We start from the raw sequence: 19,983 nt of genomic DNA, 5'->3' as shown, positions 1-19,983 counted from the left end.
TTTATCTATTTAAAAATGTCGTTACCGCAGCTCTCTCCCCAACTGCTCGACCAGCAGCCCGAACTTCTTCCCGATCACCGGAAACTTCTTGCATTGCCTGAAAAAATTATCCAGTTCGGTACAGGAGTACTGCTGCGCGGCCTGCCCGACTATTTTGTGAACAAGGCCAATGCGCAGGGTATTTTCAATGGCCGGATCGTTGTCGTGAAATCAACCAGCACCGGGGGAACCGACGCCTTTGCGGAGCAGCAGAATATCTTCTCCCACAGCATCCGCGGAATTGAAAACGGTCGGCAAATCGATGAGACGGTTATCAATAGCAGCATTAGCCGCACCCTGGCCGCTGCCAGCGACTGGGCCGATATCCTCGAATGTGCACATAGCTCAGAGCTTAATATTGTTATTTCAAATACGACGGAAGTGGGTATCCAGCTGGTCGACGATGACATTTTCGCCAACCCGCCGGTGTCCTTTCCGGGCAAACTGACGGCCTATTTGTTAGAACGCTACAAAGCATTTAATGGTGCTCCTGAATCGGGGATGGTGATTGTGCCTACCGAATTGATCGTCGGCAACGGTCCGAAACTGAAAGCCATCGTGCTGGAACAGGCACAACGGCACGGTCTGGATAGGGCTTTTATTTACTGGCTGGAAAACTATAACCACTTTTGCAGCTCACTGGTAGACCGCATTGTTCCCGGCAAGCCCGATGCCGAAACGATCGAGGTGCTTTCTCAAAAACAAGGCTTCCGCGACGATCTGCTGATCGTTTCCGAAGTTTACCGCCTCTGGGCCATCGAAGGCACCCAGCATGTGCGCGATGTGTTGAGCTTCGCACAAGCCGACAAGGGGGTGGTGATCGAACCTAATATCGACCTCTTCCGCGAATTGAAATTGAGATTATTAAACGGCACGCATACGTTAGCTTCCGGTCTTGCTTATCTCCACGGCCTCGATACAGTTCGTGAAGCGATGGAAAATACCGAAACCGCGCAGTTTATCGCCGATGTAATGCTGAAAGAACTTGCGCCTGCAATCCCGTACGCTGTTGATCCCGCACGGGCGCAGGAGTTCGGCAACCAGGTACTCGACCGCTTCCGCAACCCGTTCATTCGCCACCAGCTGATAGATATTACCGTGCAATACACGGCGAAGATGAAGATGCGCAACATTCCGACACTTCTGAACCATTATCAGAAATCGGACGATGTACCTGTATTATTTGCCAAAGGATTTGCCGCATTCCTCCGTTTTATGAGGCCTGTCGTGCATAAGGACAATGCTTACTACGGCGAGCGCGATGGTCAGCAGTATCCAATCCGGTGCGATGCAGCCGCCTATTTTGATGAAAAGTGGAAGAATGCTGCGTCGCCGGTAGATCTGGCACAGCAGGTTTTGGGCGATGTATCGCTTTGGGATACCGACCTTACATTACTGCCGGGCTTTGCCGACGCCGTGAAAGGTTATATGATCGAGCCGGTCTTTACCGGGACTTCCACGCTTTGAGCTGATTATACAGTTCCTCGGCCGAGATGGCATCAGAACTGAAATAGATCTCATCCGTTACTGTTTTGATCAGCAGGTACGGGTGAGATTTTTTATTGATATACAACCTGACAATCCGGCCGTCTTCTGTTTTGAAGGCCCCTTTCGCAAACTCTCCGCCTGCGAAACCGTTCGCTTTGCTCGAAATATCAGGCAGGCTGTCGGTAACAGTGAACCCGGTCACATCATCCCGCGCAATTTTCATCCCGGACAGGCCTTTGATTTCCAATGCACGGGTAGTCAGGAAGATCTCGCTGTTCCTCATGCCCATAAACATCAAATAACCTACGCCCACTACCACCACAAGGATAATGGCCATGACAATGTAGGTGCCTACCCGCTGGCCGCTCGTGCCCGTATAGTATCGGTTCCCGACAGCGATCATATAGACATATGCCAGAAGGGGGTAGACAACCATAAACACCGTAGCCCAGTTAGGATTAAAAGCATTCAGAATCAACACTCCTGCCAGCTCACTGATACCGAGGAATATGTGGAAACGATTGAAAAACTTGACGTAGGAAACAATGTCCATCTTCGCGCGATCGGCTTCGGACATCGTATTGTACCCGGATAACAGGTATTTCGCATTACCCGGAGTCACGATAAACCCGAGCGAAAGCAAGACCAGCGAAATGATGATGGCAACGGTAAGCATAACTTTGTCACGGCTAATTGCCTTATAAGTTACAAACTTATGCAGGAGAAAGTCAATTGGCTTTCGTTTTCACAAATGCTTATATTTGATAAAAAGCACATTATGATTCTCCCATTGAACATACCTGCACATCCGTATTTCACCGACGACGAGTTGGTCGCATTCTGCGTGGCCAACCCCGATTTAATGGTCGAAAGGGATGAACACGGTCAACTACACATCACTATGACACCCACCTTTCTCCTTGGCAGTTCTAACAACAGTGAATTAATCGCCGAAATAGCTATTTGGAACCGCAAGAAAAAGGGAGGAAAGGTAATTGAATCAAATGGAGGTTTTTTTCTTCAAGACAGGTCCATGCGGGTACCGGACGTTGCCTGGATACAAATAGACCGTTGGAATGCGCTGACAGACGATGAAAAGAATTCGTTCCCATACATGGCACCGGATTTTGTGATTGAATTAAAATCCAAAACAGATAGCCTGCGTTACCTGGAACGAAAAATGGTGAAGTGGATTGAAAACGGCGTGAGGCTTGCCTGGCTAGTGTGTCCGAAAAGTCAGACGACCTACGTTTACGAGCCGGGCAAGCCTCAACTTGCGGTGCATTTTGAAGAAACGCTTTCGGCCGGTGAAGTACTAGTGGACTTCTCCACCCGCCTAAGCGATATTTTGGAATATTAATCAGCTATTCGCGCGGAACTCCTTCACGAGCGCGATGCTTTCAGCTACTTTTTGCTCGATCCAGGGATAGTTACCTTGTGCTACCACGTCTTTCGGAAACAGGTTTGAGCCTAAGCCGACAGCGTAGGCACCAGCACCGAACCATTCGTTAATGCTTTCCTTGGTAGGCTGTACGCCGCCGGTAACCATAATTTTCACATTCGGCATAGGCCCGCGGATTGCGCGCACGAATGCGGAACCCACCACTTCGCCCGGGAAAAGTTTCACTACCTCCGCGCCAGCTTGCTGTGCGTTATAGATTTCAGTCAATGTAGAAACGCCCGGAATCCAGGGGACACCAGCTTTCAAACAAGCTTCGCCTACGGCCGGATTGAGGCAAGGTGTCACGATAAAATCAGTGCCGGCATCGATGAATTTTTGCGCGGTTTCAGCATCGTAAATCGTACCGATTCCCATTGACAGGCCGGGCAGACTTTCCTTTACATGCGCCAGAAGTTCCGTAAACACATTAAAGGCATTGTCGCCACGATTCGTAAATTCGAATGCGCGTGCACCTCCGCGGTATGCCGCATTGATTACCTCCTTGGCGATTTCAATATCCGCATGATAGAACAACGGCAGTACGCCGACTTCGTTCAATAATATCAATGTTGTTTCTTTATCCATGATTGTTGGCCAGGTTACTAGCGTTTGATTCTTCCTGAGGTCTCTCCCTGACGTATGGCTTCCACTTCGGCAATCGTCGAGATCAATGCGTCGCCTTCGATGGTGTGCTTCAATGCCGAAGCCGCTACCCCGAATTCCAGCGCCTTTTGCTGGTCGTCGAAGGTAATGAGGCCGTGGATAAGGCCGGCAATGAATGCGTCACCGCCGCCTACGCGGTCGATAATCGGGTTGATCTCAATGTCTTCCGTTTCGAGCAGCTCTTTGCCATTCCACAAAAACGCCCTCAGCAAGTTATGTGACGCGCTGATCGACGTCCTTTTAGTATCCACCACCGTTTTTACCTGCGGGAAAGCCTTCTGTAAATTGACGCAGGATTCGACAAAATCGTTTCCGTCTATATCAAAAATCTCCTTGATATTGATGCTGTTGGCGATTACTACATCCGTTCCAGCAGTTAGCTCGGGAAGGATATCGGAAGGTTTTTTGCCATATTTCCACAAATTCGCACGGTAGAAAATGTCGCCGGAAACGGTAATGTTGCGTTTGCGGGCCGCTTTAATGCCGTCGAGCAATGCGTCCGCAGCTTCTTGCGACAATGCCGGGGTAATACCTGCCCAGTGAAACCATTCCGCGTCTTTCAGGATGTTATCCCAATCGAGTTCTTTCGGGTCGATCGTTGCGAGGGATGAATTGGCGCGGTCGTACACGATCTGGCTGCCGCGCATCGCAGCCCCGGTTTCGAGGAAGTAAACGGCCATTCTGGGGCCTCCGAAAAGGATGTGGGACGTATCGACGCCATGGAAATGCAGGTACTGAGCCGCCGCACGTCCGATGGGCGAATCAGGGAAACGGGTAACGTGCGCCGTGCTGTGTCCCCAATATGCCAACGCCGTCGAAACGTTCGCTTCGCCACCAGCATATGTTACATTCAATTGACGGGCTTGTTCAAAACGGGAAAAACCAGGAGTGGAAAGCCGCATAAGGACTTCCCCGAAGGATACTATCTGAGCCATATTTTAAACTATTGCCCGTTTGCCAAAGAATGAACTCCCTGACGGGCCATTGAAAAATGATTACGCGCCAAAATTAAGTATTAACATTAAAATAGCCCACAACAAATGTCTGGGCTATTCCTTTTATTAGCGTATTTAAATTCGGATTTTAATCAAAAGCCAAAATATTTGTTGGCGTTGTTGTAGGAAATACCCTGCACCATCTTGCCCAGCCACTGAATATCGCTCGGCAACTCGCCATTCTCGACATCCTGACCGATGAGGTTACACAAAATACGGCGGAAATATTCATGTCGCGGGTACGACAGGAAGCTGCGCGAATCCGTAAGCATTCCCACGAAACGGCTCAGCAAGCCCATATTCGACAATGCATTCATCTGCCGCTCCATACCATCCTTCTGATCCAGGAACCACCAGCCGGAGCCGAATTGCATTTTACCGGCAACAGTACCGTCGTTATAGTTACCCGTCATCGTAGCCAGCACTTCATTATCAGCCGGATTGAGGTTATACAAAATCGTCTTAGCCAACTGATCCGTCGAATCGAGTTTATTCAAAAACTTCGAAAGCGCCTGCGCCTGGCTGTAATCGCCGATCGAGTCCCAGCCGGTATCCGGGCCGAGTTCGCGGAGCATACGCTCGTTGTTGTTGCGCAATGCCCCGAGGTGAAACTGCTGCGTCCAGCCTTTGGCGTGGTCCATCTTAGCCATTTCATACAACAGCACCGATTTGAATGCCAGCGCCTGATTAGCCGAAGGTTTCTCGCCTCTCAATGCAACAGCAAATGCCTCACGCGCCGCAGTTTCATCGAATTCTGCATAAATATGCTCTAAACCGTGATCCGACAAGCGGCCGCCCATCGAAGCGAAGAAATCGTGGCGATTCCGCAACGCGGCCAGCAATGCGTCGTAGGAAGTAATCTCTCCCGTACCCGCTGCTTGCGCGAGTTTGGACAAATATTGTTTGAAATCCTCCGGTGAATCGATCAGGAGCATCGCCTTATCCGGCCGGAACGTCGGCAGCACGCGGATATCGAAACCGCTTTCACTGATTGCGCTATGGTAACTGAGAGAGTCCGTTGGATCATCAGTGGTACAGATTACCTTCACGTTCATGCGGTTCAGCAGGCTTTTCACCGAGTAATCGGGCTGGCGCAGTTTGGCCGAGCATTCATCGTAGATCTCGCGGGCCGTATGTTTATTTAAAAGTATATCAATATCAAAATAGCGCAGCAATTCGAGGTGCGTCCAGTGATAGAGCGGATTGCGCATTGTATACGGTACTGTGGCCGCCCATTGTTCGAACTTTTCCCAATCGCTCGCGTCGCCGGTACAATACCGCTCGTTGATACCATTTGCCCGCATTGCCCGCCATTTGTAATGGTCCCCGTAAAGCCAGATTTGCGTCAGGTTTTCAAACTGCTTGTCTTCCGCAATCTGATCGGGCGGCAGGTGGCAGTGGTAATCGATGATCGGCATTTCCTTCGCATAATCATGGTAAAGGATACGCGCAGTTTCCGAGCGGAGGAGGAAATCTTCGGAAATGAAGGTCTTTTGTACAGCGGTGCTAATCGTTTCCATTCTCTTTCTTATTACAATCACAAACTTCTTTCAATCCCGTATTCGAGGCCCCGCAGCTCCGCAAGCCCGCGCAGGCGCCCGATGGCCGTATAACCTGGGTTGGTCCGCTTCGTAGCCGACAAATCATCGAGCATACGGTGGCCATGATCAGGACGGAAAGGCATTCTCAAATCGGTTCTGCCGTCATTTTCCCGCCTTTTCTGTTCCAATACCAATGCCCGCATCACGCCGTACATATCCACGTCGCCGTCGAGGTGATCGGCTTCGTAAAAGCTGCCGTCGTGCTCGCGCTTGGTGGCGCGCAAGTGGATAAAATGAATGCGGCTACCTAGCCTGTCCACCATTCCGGCGAGGTCGTTATCCGGCCTTACGCCATAGGAGCCCGTACAAAAGCAAATACCGTTGGCTTGCTTGTCATACGCTTTCAGCAGCATTTCTGCGTCATTTTCAGTACTCACAACGCGTGGTAGTCCGAGGATGGGATAAGGAGGATCGTCCGGGTGAATCGCCAACCTGATCCCCGCTTCCTCCGCTACCGGCCCGATCGCCTGAATAAACTGGTACAAATGCGTACGCAGTTCAAAATCGCCGATGTGCTCGTAGGTTTTCAAGACCTTTCTGAATTCTTCCACTGTAAAGCTTTCTTCCGAACCCGGCAGACCGGCTATAATGTTACGGACGAGTTTTTGCTTCTCCTGCTCTGACGCCGAGTCGAGCCAAATTTTTGCAGCACGTTTTTGCTCCTCGGTGTACAGCTCCCCGGCCTCTGGTCTTTCCAACAGGTAAAGATCAAATGCGGCGAACTGCGTTGCATCGAAACGCAAACCGGTTGAACCATCCTTCATCGGCGCGTCCAGGTCGGTGCGCGTCCAGTCCAGAATGGGCATGAAATTGTAACAGACGGTGTCGATACCGCATTGCCCCAGGTTACGGAGCGACTGCTGGTAGTTTAATATATGTTTCTCAAAATCGCCGGAGCGTGTCTTGATCGATTCGTGTACAGGTACACTTTCCACAACCGACCACGTAAGGCCGGCGTCTTCGATCAGCTGCTTACGCGCCTGGATTTCTGATACTTCCCAAACTTCACCATTGGGAATGTGATGTAATGCGGTGACGATTCCGGTTGCTCCGGCCTGACGAATATCCTGCAACGAAACAGGATCGTTAGGCCCAAACCAACGCCAGGTTTGTTCTAATGCCATTTGATGCCTTGCGGCGCGATAAGCTGTAAGCTATAAGCCTTAGGCTATAAGCTTTAAGCCTTACGCACCGCTGTTATTTTTATTGTTAGTTCAGTTATTTTTTGCGAACTTAAAGCAACCTGCTTACAGCCTAAAGCCTATCGCTTAAAGCCCCTACGCTACCAACCTATGCTCCGGCACCCTTTCGCGCAGTACTTTCAATGCGCGGCTCATTTGGGTTTCTACCGTTTTGACTGAGATATCCAAACGCTCTGCGATATCGCGGTAGCGGAGGCCTTCCTCGCGGCTGAGGCGGAAAATGAGCTGGCACTGGCGCGGCAATGCCTGGATGCAATCTTCTATATGCTCGTAAAATTCGTTGTACGACAGTTCTTCCGCGGGCGAGAAATGGTCGGCGTGGTTCATATTCCACTGCACCGATTCCAGCGAATCCCGCTCATTCTGACGATGGATACGCAGTTTCAGGTAATCCAGCGCCTGGTTGCGCACAGCCCTGTAAATGTAAGCCTGAAACGAAGTATGGACCTCAATCTGCTCACGATTTTTCCAAAGTTTCACAAATACATCGGACACCACTTCCTCTGCGATCTCCCGCGTCACCACCACGCGCATGGCGTAGTTGCAAAGCGACCTGTAATGGCGTGTGAACAACTCGCGGAAGGCATTATAATCACCGTTAGTCACTACTCTGCCAAACAGGGTTTCCAGTATACTTTTCTGAGAACAGGCTGATGGTAATGTACTGGTAAATGAGTTTGTCTCCATGTTAGCTGAGCTAGGTTAATTATAGAAAATTTCCTGGAATTGTAGTGGTATTTAGCCCCTTGTCTTCGTCGATCATTTACCTAGTTTAAATACTGATTCGCTGATACACAAAAATAAATCTTGAAAAAAAGCAATAAATTTACGCAACCGTTCCCGGAACCGTTCCCATTCCCGCAATTTTTCCCGGAACTTTGTGCGGACACCAGCGGCTTTGTGCAACATTGACCGCTAGTCTATTTTCTGGATTTTTTAGGAGGATTGTACTATTTCAATATATTCCAATGAAAAAGGTTTCTATCACCATCAAAGAGATTGCAAGACAACTCGGCATTTCCAAATCGACCGTGTCGCGGGCGCTACGCGACAGCAGCGAGATCAGTGAAGAAACCAAGCAAAAGGTGATCGATCTGGCTGAGCAGCTTAACTATTATCCCAACCCGATCGCGATCAGCCTGCTCAAAAACCGCACGCAAACCATCGGCGTGATCGTACCGGATATCGCCAACCGGTTCTACTCCTCGGCGATCGGCGGCGTGGAGGATATTGCGTACAGCCGCGGGTACCATACCATGATTTACCAAAGCCACGAGCTACTTGAACGCGAGCGTTCCGCCACACGGCACATTGCCTCGCGCCGGGTAGATGGTCTGGTGGTAGCGATTTCCAGCCAGTCGGAGAATATCGACCATTTCGCGTCCTTGCAGGAGCAGGGCATCCCCGTGGTGTTTTTCGACCGCGTAAGCGACGCCATGCATACACATAAGGTGCGGGTGGATGACTACAAAGGCGCGTTCGATGCTACGGAGCATTTGATCAAGCGGGGTTGCCGGCGTATTGCGCACATTGCCGGCCCGAAACCGGTATCCATTACACGGTTCCGTTTGGAAGGATACAAGGATGCATTGCGCAAATACGGGATCGAATTCCAGGAAGAATGGGTGTTGCACAGCGAGATTACGCAGGCAGGCGGTACCGAGCGCACCTACCAACTCATGGCCCTCCGCGAGCGTCCCGACGCTATCTTCGGCGCGAGCGACCGCATTACCATGGGTATTCACTGGGCATTGCGGCAGCTAGGCTACAAAATGCCCGATGACGTAGCGGTAGTGGGCTTTTGCGACATCGCCATGTCGTCTCTCCTCGATCCGCCGGTGAGTTCGGTCACCCAGCCGTCGTTCGAAATGGGCCAGCAGGCTACTTCATTGCTTTTGGACCTCATTGAAAGCAAAAATACCCCGGCCGAATTCGAGACCAGGGTATTGCAATCCAATTTGGTGATTAATAAGTCGTCTATGCGGCACTAGCCGGTTATAGCTTTCAATTTTCTTTCAAATTCAATAAGAATGCGCTCTTTCATCTGAACCTTACGTTTCTGAATATTGATGCGCCCCACGGCCTGTTTGTCCTGCTCGGGATCGCCGGTAGCGGTGCGGTCAAATTCCAGCTGCGCGAATTCGAGGTCGCTCTTCTCACGCTTGGTAAGCCATTCGAGCTCGCGGTATTTGGTACGGAGCTGCTCTTCGGGGCTTTTCAGCTCGAAAGCCGGATATTTGCGACTGATCACGCGTGCCAGGTAGCTGAGCTCAAATATCTTGTCGCAAACCATCCGGAATTTTTCTGCCAATTCCTTATCCGCCAGTTTGAACGGAATCTTGATCTCCTTCCATTTACTAAGCAGAACCTTTGCTTCCTGCGACGCCTCGATGATATCCGGAGATTTCAGAAGCGCTTCGGCCTGGGCGAGCAGTTTCTGTTGTTCCACGATACGCGGGTCAATGCGGACTTTCGGTTCTATACCTTTAGCCGCATTATATTTATCGTAGAACAGTTTGAGGAAGTGACGATAAGCCTTGTTGACTTTGAAAAAGCGCTTCGGCGGAACTTCCCCTACATTATTCCATGCATTGCGCACATCTCTCGCCTTCTGATAGGCTTCGTCGAGATCTTTAGCGTAGCTGAGTGTCTTCGTAATTTTAATCAGCTTTTCGTACTCTTCTATACGGTGCTGGTTGAGCTTGTTCTGCTCATCGAAATAATCACGACGGCGTTGGAAGAAATCATCCAGGATCTGCTGGAATGTGGTCTCGATTTCATCCTGATATTCCTTATCGACCGGCCCGGTGCGGATCCACTTGGCTTTGATCTCCTGGATCTGGTCCGTTGCAGTAGCATAATCGGTCACGGCGGCGGCAACTTTCACGTCCTCGATCAGCGCGCGTTTGATTTCCAGGTTCTTGAGCTGGTTAACCTCGATCAGGCTTTTGAGATATTCTTCTTTTTCTTCGAGCCTTCTGAGCAATGGCACAAAATCACCCAATGCATCAAAACTTTTCAACTTGCGCTGTAACTGGATCAGTTTGGTAAGATAGGAGCCCTTATTAAGTGCCTCATCAATTTCGCGTTCCAGCTGCTCTACTTTGTTCAGGACAATGTTAAAACGATTCTTGAAATAGTCAATCGCTTCCTGCTCAGTCCTTTTTACTTCTCCAATTTGCCGGTCGGGGAAATCCAGATACCCCTTTAAAAATACTTTGCTGTCCTTAACGTAGCCGTATTCATCATTCAATGTGGCATTTTCCATTCTTTCAATTTTTTTTTATCTGCTAAGTGTAGGGATATATAACGATATTTGTTACGCACAAATTAAACAAAAAATGAGTAACGAAACCATTATTTTCTCAATGTCGGGGGTTAACAAAATCATTCCTCCCAACAGACATATTATTAAAAACATTTATTTATCCTTTTTCTACGGCGCTAAAATAGGCGTCCTCGGTCTGAACGGTTCCGGTAAGTCGACGCTCCTGCGCGTCATCGCCGGCATCGACAAAGACATTCAGGGTGAGGTAGTTTTCTCTCCCGGCTACTCCGTCGGGATGCTCGAACAGGAGCCGAAACTCGATCCGAACAAGACCGTTCGCGAAGTTGTAGAAGAAGGTGTACAAGAAATTGTAAATCTATTGAAAGAATTCGACGAGATCAATGAGGCGTTTGGTGCAGAAGATGCAGATTTCGACAAATTGCTGGAAAGACAGGGCGAAGTGCAGGAAAAACTCGACGCATCCGATGCATGGAATCTTGACAACCGCCTCGAAATCGCGATGGATGCGCTCCGCTGCCCACCATCGGATGCATTGATATCGACACTTTCGGGTGGAGAAAAGCGCCGGGTTGCGTTGTGCCGCCTCCTGTTGCGCCAGCCGGATGTGCTTTTATTGGATGAACCTACCAACCACCTCGATGCGGAGTCGGTACTGTGGCTCGAAGAGCATTTGAGACAATATAAAGGAACCGTTATCGCCGTGACCCACGACCGCTACTTCCTCGACAACGTAGCCGGCTGGATCCTCGAACTCGACCGCGGCGAGGGCATTCCATGGAAAGGCAACTACTCATCCTGGCTGGAACAAAAGCAGGAACGCCTGAAAAAAGAAGAAAAAACCGAATCGAAACGTCAGAAAACATTGCAGCGCGAGTTGGAATGGGTGCGTTTGGCGCCGAAAGCACGCCAGGCCAAATCCAAGGCAAGGTTGGGCGCTTACGAGAGATTGCTCAGCGAGGAAGGCCGCGAGAAGGAAGAAAAATTGGAGATCTTCATTCCTTCCGGCCCAAGGCTTGGGAACAAGGTTATCGAAGCACATAATGTATCGATGGGCTTCGGCGACAGGTTGCTGTACGAAAACCTCAGCTTCGCATTGCCGCCGAATGGTATTGTCGGCATTATCGGGCCAAATGGTGCGGGTAAAACCACTTTGTTCAAACTCATTACCGGCCAGCTGAAACCGCTGACGGGCCATTTCGAAGTAGGTGAGACCGTGCAACTCGCTTACGTCGATCAGGAACACGACAACCTCGACCCCAATAAGACCGTATACCAGAGCATATCCGATGGCAACGACTGGATTATGCTCGGGGGCAAGCAGGCGAATGCGCGTGCGTACGTGAGCCGGTTCAATTTCGGCGGCGGCGACCAGGAAAAGAAAGTGGGAACGCTTTCCGGCGGCGAGCGTAACCGCGTACACCTTGCCATGACCCTGAAAGAGGGCGGCAACCTGTTGCTGCTTGATGAGCCTACCAACGATTTGGACGTAAACACGCTTCGCGCATTGGAGGAAGGCCTCGAAAACTTCGCGGGCTGTGCCGTGATTATCTCGCACGACCGCTGGTTCCTCGACCGCGTCGCAACCCACATTCTGGCATTCGAGGGCGATTCACAGGTTTACTGGTTTGAAGGTAACTTCTCAGAATACGAAGAAAACCGTCGTAAGAGACTCGGTACAGACGCTACACCGACCCGAATCAAGTATAAAAAACTCGCATAATTCCGCCCGGATCTGCCCGTTATCCAGCGCTCATCTACACAGGTGAGCGTTTTTTTATGACTGCTTGTAGAATTTATTTTCTATTTCTCTTGAAATCTAGTTTTAATATTCTACCTTTCTATCCTATTCATACCATCCTTTATCAAGTTGTCAATTCAAATTATATTGAGCTGTTCGCCTATCAGGCTTAAAAACTAAAATTCCTCTTCTATTTCCATCCTGACACTCAACAGGGTTTACAAAACGGCCGTCCCCGCCAGGCAGCTATTTGTAACTCCATAAACTTCTATATCACTTATAGATAAAATTAAATCTGTCTCAACGAATCTAAAAAGCTATAACCGCCCACCGAACGAAAATTTTATGCGTTTCAAACGTCTGACGTCGCCGCCCAACTACTCACGTTTATTAACCATCGCACTTTTTCTGGCCGTGTTATCCGGCCGGCCCACCGCGCTTCTGGCGCAAAGAGAGCTGATCCTCAACACCACCGGCTACGGATTCGACCGAACGGCACCCAACGGGATCAATACCGAGCAATGGCAGTACATTCTGAAATTCGCGAACCTCAAATATAACGGGAAGGACGCGAGTCCGACGGCGATCAGGCTGCACATACAGTGGGAGCATTATGAGCCAACCCTCGGTAATTACCAGCGCGCAAAGATGGCCCAGGCCGTCAAAGCGATTCTGGACATCAACCCGAATATGAAGGTGGCCCTTCACTTCTCCTATCTGCGGCCTGGGTACTGGAACGACAACTTTCTTTCTACCGTGGATGTTGCGCAACTCTCCAACGGCTCGCTCATGCGCGAGGCCATTTCCCATACGGTCCCGTCGGTCTTCTCTGAATATGCAACAGGCCGTTTCCTCGCTTTCGTAGACGATGCACTCGCGCAGGTGCAAGGTTATTCGTCCAGGATTTTATATGTCGCGATGGGCAACAACGGATCAGAAGAGTTTTACATGCCTAATAAAGTCGTCAACTCGGTCAACTACGCCGGAATGTTCGAGGCCAAAGCATTGCAGGCATGGCGTACCAAGTTCCTTCCGATAAGATTTCCGGGCCAAACCAATGCTACCTGGGGCCGAACCTCCTATCCTATTGCCACCGCTCCCCAGCCAACCGACGGAAATTACAATTCTGAAATGGGCCGCGACCTGCACCGGTTTGCAGCATGGGGTTTGTTGAAGCTTTTCAAAGGTTTTTACGAAACCGTCAAAAACCGTAATTCTTCCATTAAAGTATTGCATTTCGTGTCCGACTTTGGCTCGGTACAGGGTAACAACTGGCATTTGCACAGCAGCACCCTCTTACTCGCATTGGAGCTTTCGGACGGTATTTACCATACCGACGGCAGTCACCAATGGGATCTGTGGAGAAAAATAATGGGAGTCGACGTCATCAAAGGTACTTATCCCAATAAAATAGCAGGCATCGAGTTCGACCCGACCGACCTCGGCCAACCCGACGGCGGCTCGGGAATCAATGGCGGCATTCCGTACGAATGGTTTCCCCGTGCCTATAAGCATGGCGCGGACTATGTGCATATTGCCATGCATTTTAATGATATTGAAATGGCGCAGCTCGCACCCACGCTCGCATTGTGCCGCGAGCAATACATTACGCCCTCCTACCAGCCACCTGCACGGGCGGAAGCCGTGACTGTCAATATTTTTCCGAACGTATTCACAGGAACTTTCCTTTTCGACGCCTGGAACCAGATCGGCGGACAGAATTTCGGGCAAACGGACCTTCAACCTAAATCCATCAGAATGACGGATACGGGCTATTGGGAAAACGTTTGGGATAGCGGCAATTACCTGCCGTGCTCCTACTCTGTGAATGTCAGCTCCTCGCCGACCAAACCCGTTGTCGGAATGCCGGTGACACTCAGCGTCAATTGCCAGGGGCCCGAATGCAATACGGCCAACTACCAGTGGAGCGGCGAGGGTGCCAACAACCGGACGGGCAGTATCATTACGATTACTGCTCCGGATTCACCGGGCGATTACAATTATACCGCCAAATCGACCCGAAGCGGGTGCGTTGCCAAATCCGCGGCGAAGGTCGTTCCGGTCGGACGCGCATTACCAGTGAAATTGATCAACTTTACCGCGATGAAAGAAGGCGAGCAAGCACTGCTTGCCTGGTCGACATCCGAAGAGGTAAATAGCGAAAAATTTGATGTGGAGCGGAGTGCCGATGGCAAGAAATGGACGCGCATTGGGTCGCTCCCAGCGGGAGGGGACGTATTGAATGCTGTTACCCGTTACAATTTCACCGATATCAGCCCCGCGGCCGGTGAAAATCTATACCGCCTGAAAATGGTCGACCGGGACCAGACCTTCTCATACAGCAAAATCGTTAACCTGAATTTCAAAACCACCCCGGTTGCAAGTACGTATCCAAATCCGGCCAGCGACAGGGTAACGATCGCAGCAGATGACTGGGAGCATGTCAAAACGGTCAGGATCATCAATGTTGCGGGTCAGGTGGTTTATAGTTCGAACAAGCCGCGCCGTGAAATCGATATACGGGGCCTGGCTTCGGGTGCTTACGTAATCGGCCTTGTGCACGAGAACGGTACGCAGGAAAATATCAAGTTCGTGAAAGATGCCGGGAAATAGCGCATGGGCGGGATTTGCCCGAAGGCCAATTCTTGCTAACTTTCGAACGGAATCAGTTTTTTAGAATTGTCAATGAGTCAATCTTCATCTTTGCATAAAATACATTTCATTTCGATCGGCGGTAGTGTCATGCACAATCTGGCCATCGAACTACATTTAAAAGGATTCGTTGTAACGGGATCGGATGATGAGATCTATGAGCCATCGTCCAGCCGCCTTGCACAATATGACTTGCTTCCGCCTGTTACGGGTTGGTTTCCGGAAAAAATCACTACCGATTTGGAAGCCGTGATTCTCGGCATGCACGCCAGGCAGGACAACCCCGAGCTCGCAAAAGCAAGAGAGCTGGGGATTAAGGTATATTCGTATCCCGAGTATATTTTTGAGCAAAGCCAGAACAAACAACGCGTCGTGATCGCGGGCAGTCATGGAAAAACGACCATTACCTCCATGATACTTCACGTTTTGAAATACAATAAAAGGAATTTCAATTACCTGGTCGGCGCACAAATTGAAGGTTTCGACAATATGGTGAAGCTTTCAGAGAATGCCCCGCTGATCGTGATCGAGGGCGACGAGTACTTTACTTCACCGATCGATCCCACCCCGAAATTTATCCACTACCAGCCGCATATCGCATTGATCAGCGGCATTGCCTGGGATCATTTCAATGTGTTCCCGACCTGGGAGTCGTATGTGAAGCAATTCGAGCTGTTGGCCGATTCGCTGCCGAAAGCCGGCGCGATCATCTTTGACCAAACGGACGATATGCTCGATGTGATCGGCCGGAAGGAACGTCCGGATGTGGCCAGCACACCTTATGCTGTACATCCGCACCGGATCGAGGATAATAAGACCATATTGATCACCGCCGAGCAGGGCGAGGTTCCGGTACTTGTTTTCGGAAGTCATAATATGAAAAATATCAGCGGCGCACGCGAAGTCTGCGAACGACTAGGCGTGACCGACGAGCAGTTCTACGACGCGATCCGCACATTCAAAGGAGCCTCAAAACGCCTGGAACTACTTGGAACGAATAAAACAGTAAATGTCTACCGTGATTTCGCCCATGCGCCTTCCAAAGTCGAAGCGACTACCAACGCCCTGAAAGAGCAATTTCCCGACAGAACGCTGGTAGCCTGCGCGGAGCTTCATACATTCAGCAGCCTTAACAAGAGTTTTTTATCCCAATATCGCCGCAAACTAAAAGCGGCCGATGTGGCGATCGTGTATTTCAATCCGCTGACATTGGAACACAAGCGATTGGAAAGTCTGTCGGAAGACGATATCAAAGCGGCATTCAAGCGCGATGACCTGAAAGTATTTACCAATTCGGCCGAACTGGAAGCATTCTTAAAGTCACTGGCCTGGAAAGACGCCAACCTGCTGCTGATGAGCTCCGGCACCTTCGGCGATATTGACCTGAAAAAACTGGCCGCGGATATTCTGGCATAGCCTGCCGGGATATCCTGCTTAAACACTTATCCGTTCATCCGATGCAATCCATAGTTGTATACTGCGGTTCAAATCCGGGAAAGAAAGCGCTATATGCCGAAACCGCCTACGAACTGGGCACAGCACTGGCAAAGCGAAATATCAAACTCATCTACGGCGGCGGCAATATGGGCCTGATGGGCCGTGTGGCCGATGGCGCAATGGACAATGCCGGGTTTGTTACGGGTATTATCCCGAATTTCCTGGCCAAGCTGGAAGTGGCGCATAAGACGTTGTCGGAACTCCATTTCGTCGACACGATGCACGAGCGTAAAGCCAAAATGGTATCGATGTCCGACGGTGTCATTGCATTACCCGGTGGCTACGGCACTTTCGATGAGCTTTTCGAGATCCTGACCTGGGCACAGCTCCGCATATTCCACGGCCCTGTCGGCCTTTTGAACGTCAACGGATTTTACGATCTTTTGCTTCTACAACTCGATAAAATGGTGGAAGAGGGCTTTCTGAGGCCCGATAACCGTGCACTTTTGGTAGTTGGGGAAGACCCTGCAACGCTCCTTGAAAAAATGGAAGCCTTCCGTTTGCAAAATGCGGAAAATAAGCCGCTGGACGGGTCGTTGTATGTAGATAAAAACTAGCCATCCTGTCAGAACAATGCGTGCTTTCTGCTTATTAGCCATCACGGTCGCCACTTCCATTTGTGCCCATGCGCAGCTGGAAAACCTCGGAAAATCGGTCAACACCGAATACAATGAAATCAGTCCGATCATTTCCCCCGACGGTAAAACGATCTATTTTTCAAGGGTAAGCCATCCGCAGAACACGCACGGCCCGAAAGGCAGCCAGGATATCTGGTATTCAGAACTCAAAAGCGATAAATGGACGCCGGCAAGGCGGCTACCTCCGCCCCTTAATAAGGAAGACTACAATAGCCTTTACAGCATTACACCCGACGGCAACACGCTGTTAATCAAGGGAGCATACAAAAACGGGACTTACGAAACGCGCGGGTTTTCAACCAGTAAAAAAACGGCGCGAGGCTGGTCCGCTCCCAACAAGCTGGATATTCCTGGTTATACCAAACTCAGCAAAGGCCAATTCGATTGCGGTTACCTCTCCAACGACGGTAAAACGTTGGTCATGTCTTTCAGCGAAAAGAAAAACAGCAAAGTCGACGATTTGTACGTAAGCTTCAAGCAAAAAGACGGTAGCTGGTCGAAACCTTTGAATCTCGGTCCTGAAATCAACACCGCCGATTTCACTGAAACCACCCCATTCCTCGCGCCTGACGGCGTGACGCTCTATTTTTCGAGTGACCGGAAAGGCGGCCAAGGCAGCAACGATATTTATTACAGCAAGCGGATCGACAAATCGTGGAAAAGATGGAGCAGGCCCGTTAACCTAGGTCCTGCCATCAACACCGACGGTTACGACGCTTACTACACCATTTCCGCGTTGGGTGATTTCGCCTATATGGTCTCTTTCAAAGACACGGAAGGCAAAGGCGACATTGTTCGCTATAACCTGCAACCCAAACCTTCTCCGGCCGATTCGACGGCGGAGGCTCCCGTGGCGGTAGTGCCACCTTCGGATCCTGTGGTGATGATCAGCGGAAAAGTAATCGATTCCAAAACCGGGAAGCCGGTGGAAGCGACAATCATTTACGAAGATCTCGCTACCGGCGAAGAAGTAGGTACCGCCACGACCAACCCTACCACTGGCGAATATAAACTCGTGCTTCCGTACGGCCAGAAATACAGCTGGCGGGCAGTCGCTCCCAATTTCATCGCAGAAGGGGAAAATATCGACCTTACCGACTCTACCAGTAATGGCAATAAGGGCTTCAAGGAAATTGCCAACAAATCACTGAAACTCATCCCGATTGAAGAAGGGCAGATCGTGCGGCTTAACAATATTTTCTTCGCCACAGGGAAAGCCACGCTCCGCGACGAGTCTTTTGGTGAGCTGAACCGCATTGCCATTTCCATGGAAGAGAACAAAACGCTTTCCATCGAACTCGGCGGGCACACTGATAATACCGGTAGCGCCGAATTCAACATTGATCTTTCTCAGAAACGGGCCGACGCCGTTCGCGAATACCTGATCGGAAAAGGCATCGAACCCGACCGCATTGCCAGCAAGGGCTACGGCGAGACCAAGCCGGTTGCCAAAAATGACACACCGGAAGGCCAGCAGCAGAACCGCCGCGTAGAATTCAAGATATTGAAGAAATAGGCGTCACGGTCGCACTGCTTTTACTTCGCTTCAACGCTTTCAATCCAAACAACACCCTAAGGAGACTGCTCTTTCGGATCAGAAAGTGGTACATGCCCAGGCAAATCACGAATGTGGCTATGCACAGGTAAACGAACTTCAAAAACCAATGCACAGGCGCCTGGATAATCGGGTAGGCCAGACAGATGATTACCGTCTGATGCAGGATGTAAAACGGATACACCGCCTCGTTGGCATATTTCAGGAATGGATTCGTGAATTGCAGGTAAGTATAACCATATCCAAAGATCGAAAGCAGAATGCACCAGGCGTTCGTCGTTTTGATCGCATCATACACAAGCCATTGCATAGCGTCCATATCCTTGTCGACTGTCCAGTAATAGGCATAAAGGGCGATCGTCAGCGTAATCCAGATGCCCAGCGTCAATTGCCGGTATTTCTGAAACGTTTCCCAGAAGCGGGCTTGTGTGCAAATCATAAAGCCGGTCACAAAAAGCGTAAAATCGTGAAAGTGCTCGTTCCAATCGCGGACCAGATTGTGTGTAGTAGGGAAATGTTCTTCCAGCAAAACACTTCCCCCCACATGCCAGATTACCGGCACGGCAATCAAAGCCCAGGGATTGGCAAAGAATGCCGCGACCCGCTGCGTAAAACCCGCATGGCGGCGCAGCAAAAGCAGCAACGGCAAACCCAATAGTGAATAGCAGAAGATGTAAACCAGATACCACAAATGGTGCCAGCTGAAACTGCCTTCCGGGTAAGGGACGAATTGAAACACCGTTTTATAAAAATCTCCATAGCTGTAAGTCTGGCCTTGTGTGAGTCGCTCGAAAAAAATCTGCGGAGGCACGACGACAAACATCCCAAAAATGAGTGGTATGAAAATGCGGACAAAACGCTCTCTCAGAAAAGCCCACGGCCCACGGGTCCCAAGTGCAAAATATACTCCTGCGCCGGAAATCATGAATAGCAGCGACATCCTCCACTGACTGCTGAACCGCATCGGCCATTCCACGGCATGCGTGATCACATTGTTTTTAATGTGCCAACCCCAGTGATTAAAAAACATTCCGACATGGAAGAAGATCAGGATTCCGAAGGCGAGCACACGAAGCCAATCGAGATCGTATCGGCGGATATTGTTGGATAATGAATGAGATTGGACAGGCTTTGTTTCCATGACAAATAGGTTTTGAGTGATGCCCAAAACTAGTGTCTGAAACC

The 19,983-nt window shown here is 50.2% G+C and carries 16 protein-coding genes; 8 read left to right on the top strand and 8 right to left on the bottom strand.

Annotated features, from left to right (window positions below; all coding sequences use genetic code 11):
* The first annotated feature begins 15 nt into the window (after nt 1-15).
* Nucleotides 16-1,506, top strand: coding sequence for a tagaturonate reductase (locus ACQ4MZ_RS07465; RefSeq protein ID WP_430843989.1), 1,491 nt, complete (start codon nt 16-18; stop codon nt 1,504-1,506).
* On the opposite strand, the gene ACQ4MZ_RS07460 is transcribed toward ACQ4MZ_RS07465, so the two are convergent.
* The gene (locus ACQ4MZ_RS07460) at nt 1,484-2,203 is read right to left on the bottom strand and encodes a DUF3784 domain-containing protein (RefSeq protein ID WP_430843988.1); all 720 of its coding nucleotides are present in this window, start codon (nt 2,201-2,203) and stop codon (nt 1,484-1,486) included. The genes ACQ4MZ_RS07465 and ACQ4MZ_RS07460 overlap by 23 nt on opposite strands.
* A 102-nt stretch (nt 2,204-2,305) precedes the next feature.
* On the opposite strand from ACQ4MZ_RS07460, the gene ACQ4MZ_RS07455 reads away from it, so the two are divergent.
* A complete protein-coding gene (locus ACQ4MZ_RS07455; RefSeq protein ID WP_430843986.1) occupies nt 2,306-2,887 on the top strand; it encodes a Uma2 family endonuclease in 582 nt (193 codons plus the stop codon).
* Here ACQ4MZ_RS07455 and ACQ4MZ_RS07450 read toward each other — a convergent pair whose 3' ends face one another.
* The 5 genes from ACQ4MZ_RS07450 to ACQ4MZ_RS07430 all read right to left on the bottom strand — a co-directional run bounded on the left by ACQ4MZ_RS07450 (nt 2,888) and on the right by ACQ4MZ_RS07430 (nt 8,116).
* Nucleotides 2,888-3,553, bottom strand: a complete 666-nt coding sequence (locus ACQ4MZ_RS07450; RefSeq protein ID WP_430843984.1) for a bifunctional 4-hydroxy-2-oxoglutarate aldolase/2-dehydro-3-deoxy-phosphogluconate aldolase — start codon at nt 3,551-3,553, stop codon at nt 2,888-2,890.
* A 17-nt stretch (nt 3,554-3,570) separates the two neighbouring features.
* Nucleotides 3,571-4,566: a PfkB family carbohydrate kinase gene (locus ACQ4MZ_RS07445; protein ID WP_430843982.1), complete on the bottom strand. Its 996-nt coding sequence runs from the start codon at nt 4,564-4,566 to the stop codon at nt 3,571-3,573.
* A gap of 152 nt (nt 4,567-4,718) precedes the next feature.
* Nucleotides 4,719-6,146 (bottom strand): glucuronate isomerase, encoded by a 1,428-nt coding sequence (gene uxaC / locus ACQ4MZ_RS07440; RefSeq protein ID WP_430843981.1) that lies wholly within the window; start codon nt 6,144-6,146, stop codon nt 4,719-4,721.
* A gap of 17 nt (nt 6,147-6,163) precedes the next feature.
* Nucleotides 6,164-7,351 carry a mannonate dehydratase gene (gene uxuA / locus ACQ4MZ_RS07435; protein ID WP_430843980.1) on the bottom strand — a complete coding sequence of 396 codons (1,188 nt, stop codon included), beginning with the start codon at nt 7,349-7,351 and terminating at the stop codon, nt 6,164-6,166.
* A gap of 153 nt (nt 7,352-7,504) precedes the next feature.
* Complete coding sequence (locus ACQ4MZ_RS07430) at nt 7,505-8,116, bottom strand: RNA polymerase sigma-70 factor (protein WP_353722389.1); 612 nt, start codon at nt 8,114-8,116, stop codon at nt 7,505-7,507.
* Nucleotides 8,117-8,397: 281 nt separating this feature from the next.
* Between ACQ4MZ_RS07430 and ACQ4MZ_RS07425 the strand changes: the two genes are divergently transcribed.
* On the top strand, nt 8,398-9,420 hold the full coding sequence (locus ACQ4MZ_RS07425; RefSeq protein WP_090375451.1) for a LacI family DNA-binding transcriptional regulator: 1,023 nt from the start codon (nt 8,398-8,400) through the stop codon (nt 9,418-9,420).
* Here the strand turns inward: ACQ4MZ_RS07425 and ACQ4MZ_RS07420 are convergent.
* Complete coding sequence (locus ACQ4MZ_RS07420) at nt 9,417-10,697, bottom strand: DUF349 domain-containing protein (protein WP_430843979.1); 1,281 nt, start codon at nt 10,695-10,697, stop codon at nt 9,417-9,419. The genes ACQ4MZ_RS07425 and ACQ4MZ_RS07420 overlap by 4 nt on opposite strands.
* Nucleotides 10,698-10,770: 73 nt before the next feature.
* Here ACQ4MZ_RS07420 and ettA point away from each other — a divergent pair, with 73 nt between their 5' ends.
* The 5 genes from ettA (at nt 10,771) to ACQ4MZ_RS07395 (ending at nt 18,759) form a co-directional block, all read left to right on the top strand.
* Nucleotides 10,771-12,438: an energy-dependent translational throttle protein EttA gene (gene ettA, locus ACQ4MZ_RS07415; RefSeq protein WP_430843978.1), complete on the top strand. Its 1,668-nt coding sequence runs from the start codon at nt 10,771-10,773 to the stop codon at nt 12,436-12,438.
* 363 nt (nt 12,439-12,801) lie between these two features.
* Entirely contained in the window at nt 12,802-15,069 is a 2,268-nt protein-coding gene (locus tag ACQ4MZ_RS07410) for a T9SS type A sorting domain-containing protein (protein WP_430843976.1), read from the top strand.
* 72 nt (nt 15,070-15,141) lie between these two features.
* Entirely contained in the window at nt 15,142-16,524 is a 1,383-nt protein-coding gene (locus tag ACQ4MZ_RS07405) for a UDP-N-acetylmuramate--L-alanine ligase (protein WP_430843975.1), read from the top strand.
* Nucleotides 16,525-16,565: 41 nt separating this feature from the next.
* On the top strand, nt 16,566-17,162 hold the full coding sequence (locus tag ACQ4MZ_RS07400; protein ID WP_430843973.1) for a TIGR00730 family Rossman fold protein: 597 nt from the start codon (nt 16,566-16,568) through the stop codon (nt 17,160-17,162).
* A 16-nt stretch (nt 17,163-17,178) separates the two neighbouring features.
* Entirely contained in the window at nt 17,179-18,759 is a 1,581-nt protein-coding gene (locus tag ACQ4MZ_RS07395; protein ID WP_430843971.1) for an OmpA family protein, read from the top strand.
* On the opposite strand, the gene ACQ4MZ_RS07390 is transcribed toward ACQ4MZ_RS07395, so the two are convergent.
* Nucleotides 18,740-19,939, bottom strand: coding sequence for an acyltransferase family protein (locus ACQ4MZ_RS07390; RefSeq protein WP_430843970.1), 1,200 nt, complete (start codon nt 19,937-19,939; stop codon nt 18,740-18,742). The two genes, ACQ4MZ_RS07395 and ACQ4MZ_RS07390, sit on opposite strands and share 20 nt — an antisense overlap.
* Between the last annotated feature and the right edge of the window lie 44 nt (nt 19,940-19,983).

The sequence above is a fragment of the Dyadobacter sp. BHUBP1 genome (assembly GCF_050587785.1).
GTDB lineage: Bacteria > Bacteroidota > Bacteroidia > Cytophagales > Spirosomataceae > Dyadobacter.
The sequence above is the reverse complement of the archived record's forward strand: the minus strand, read 5'-3'. Positions and strand labels throughout refer to the sequence as shown.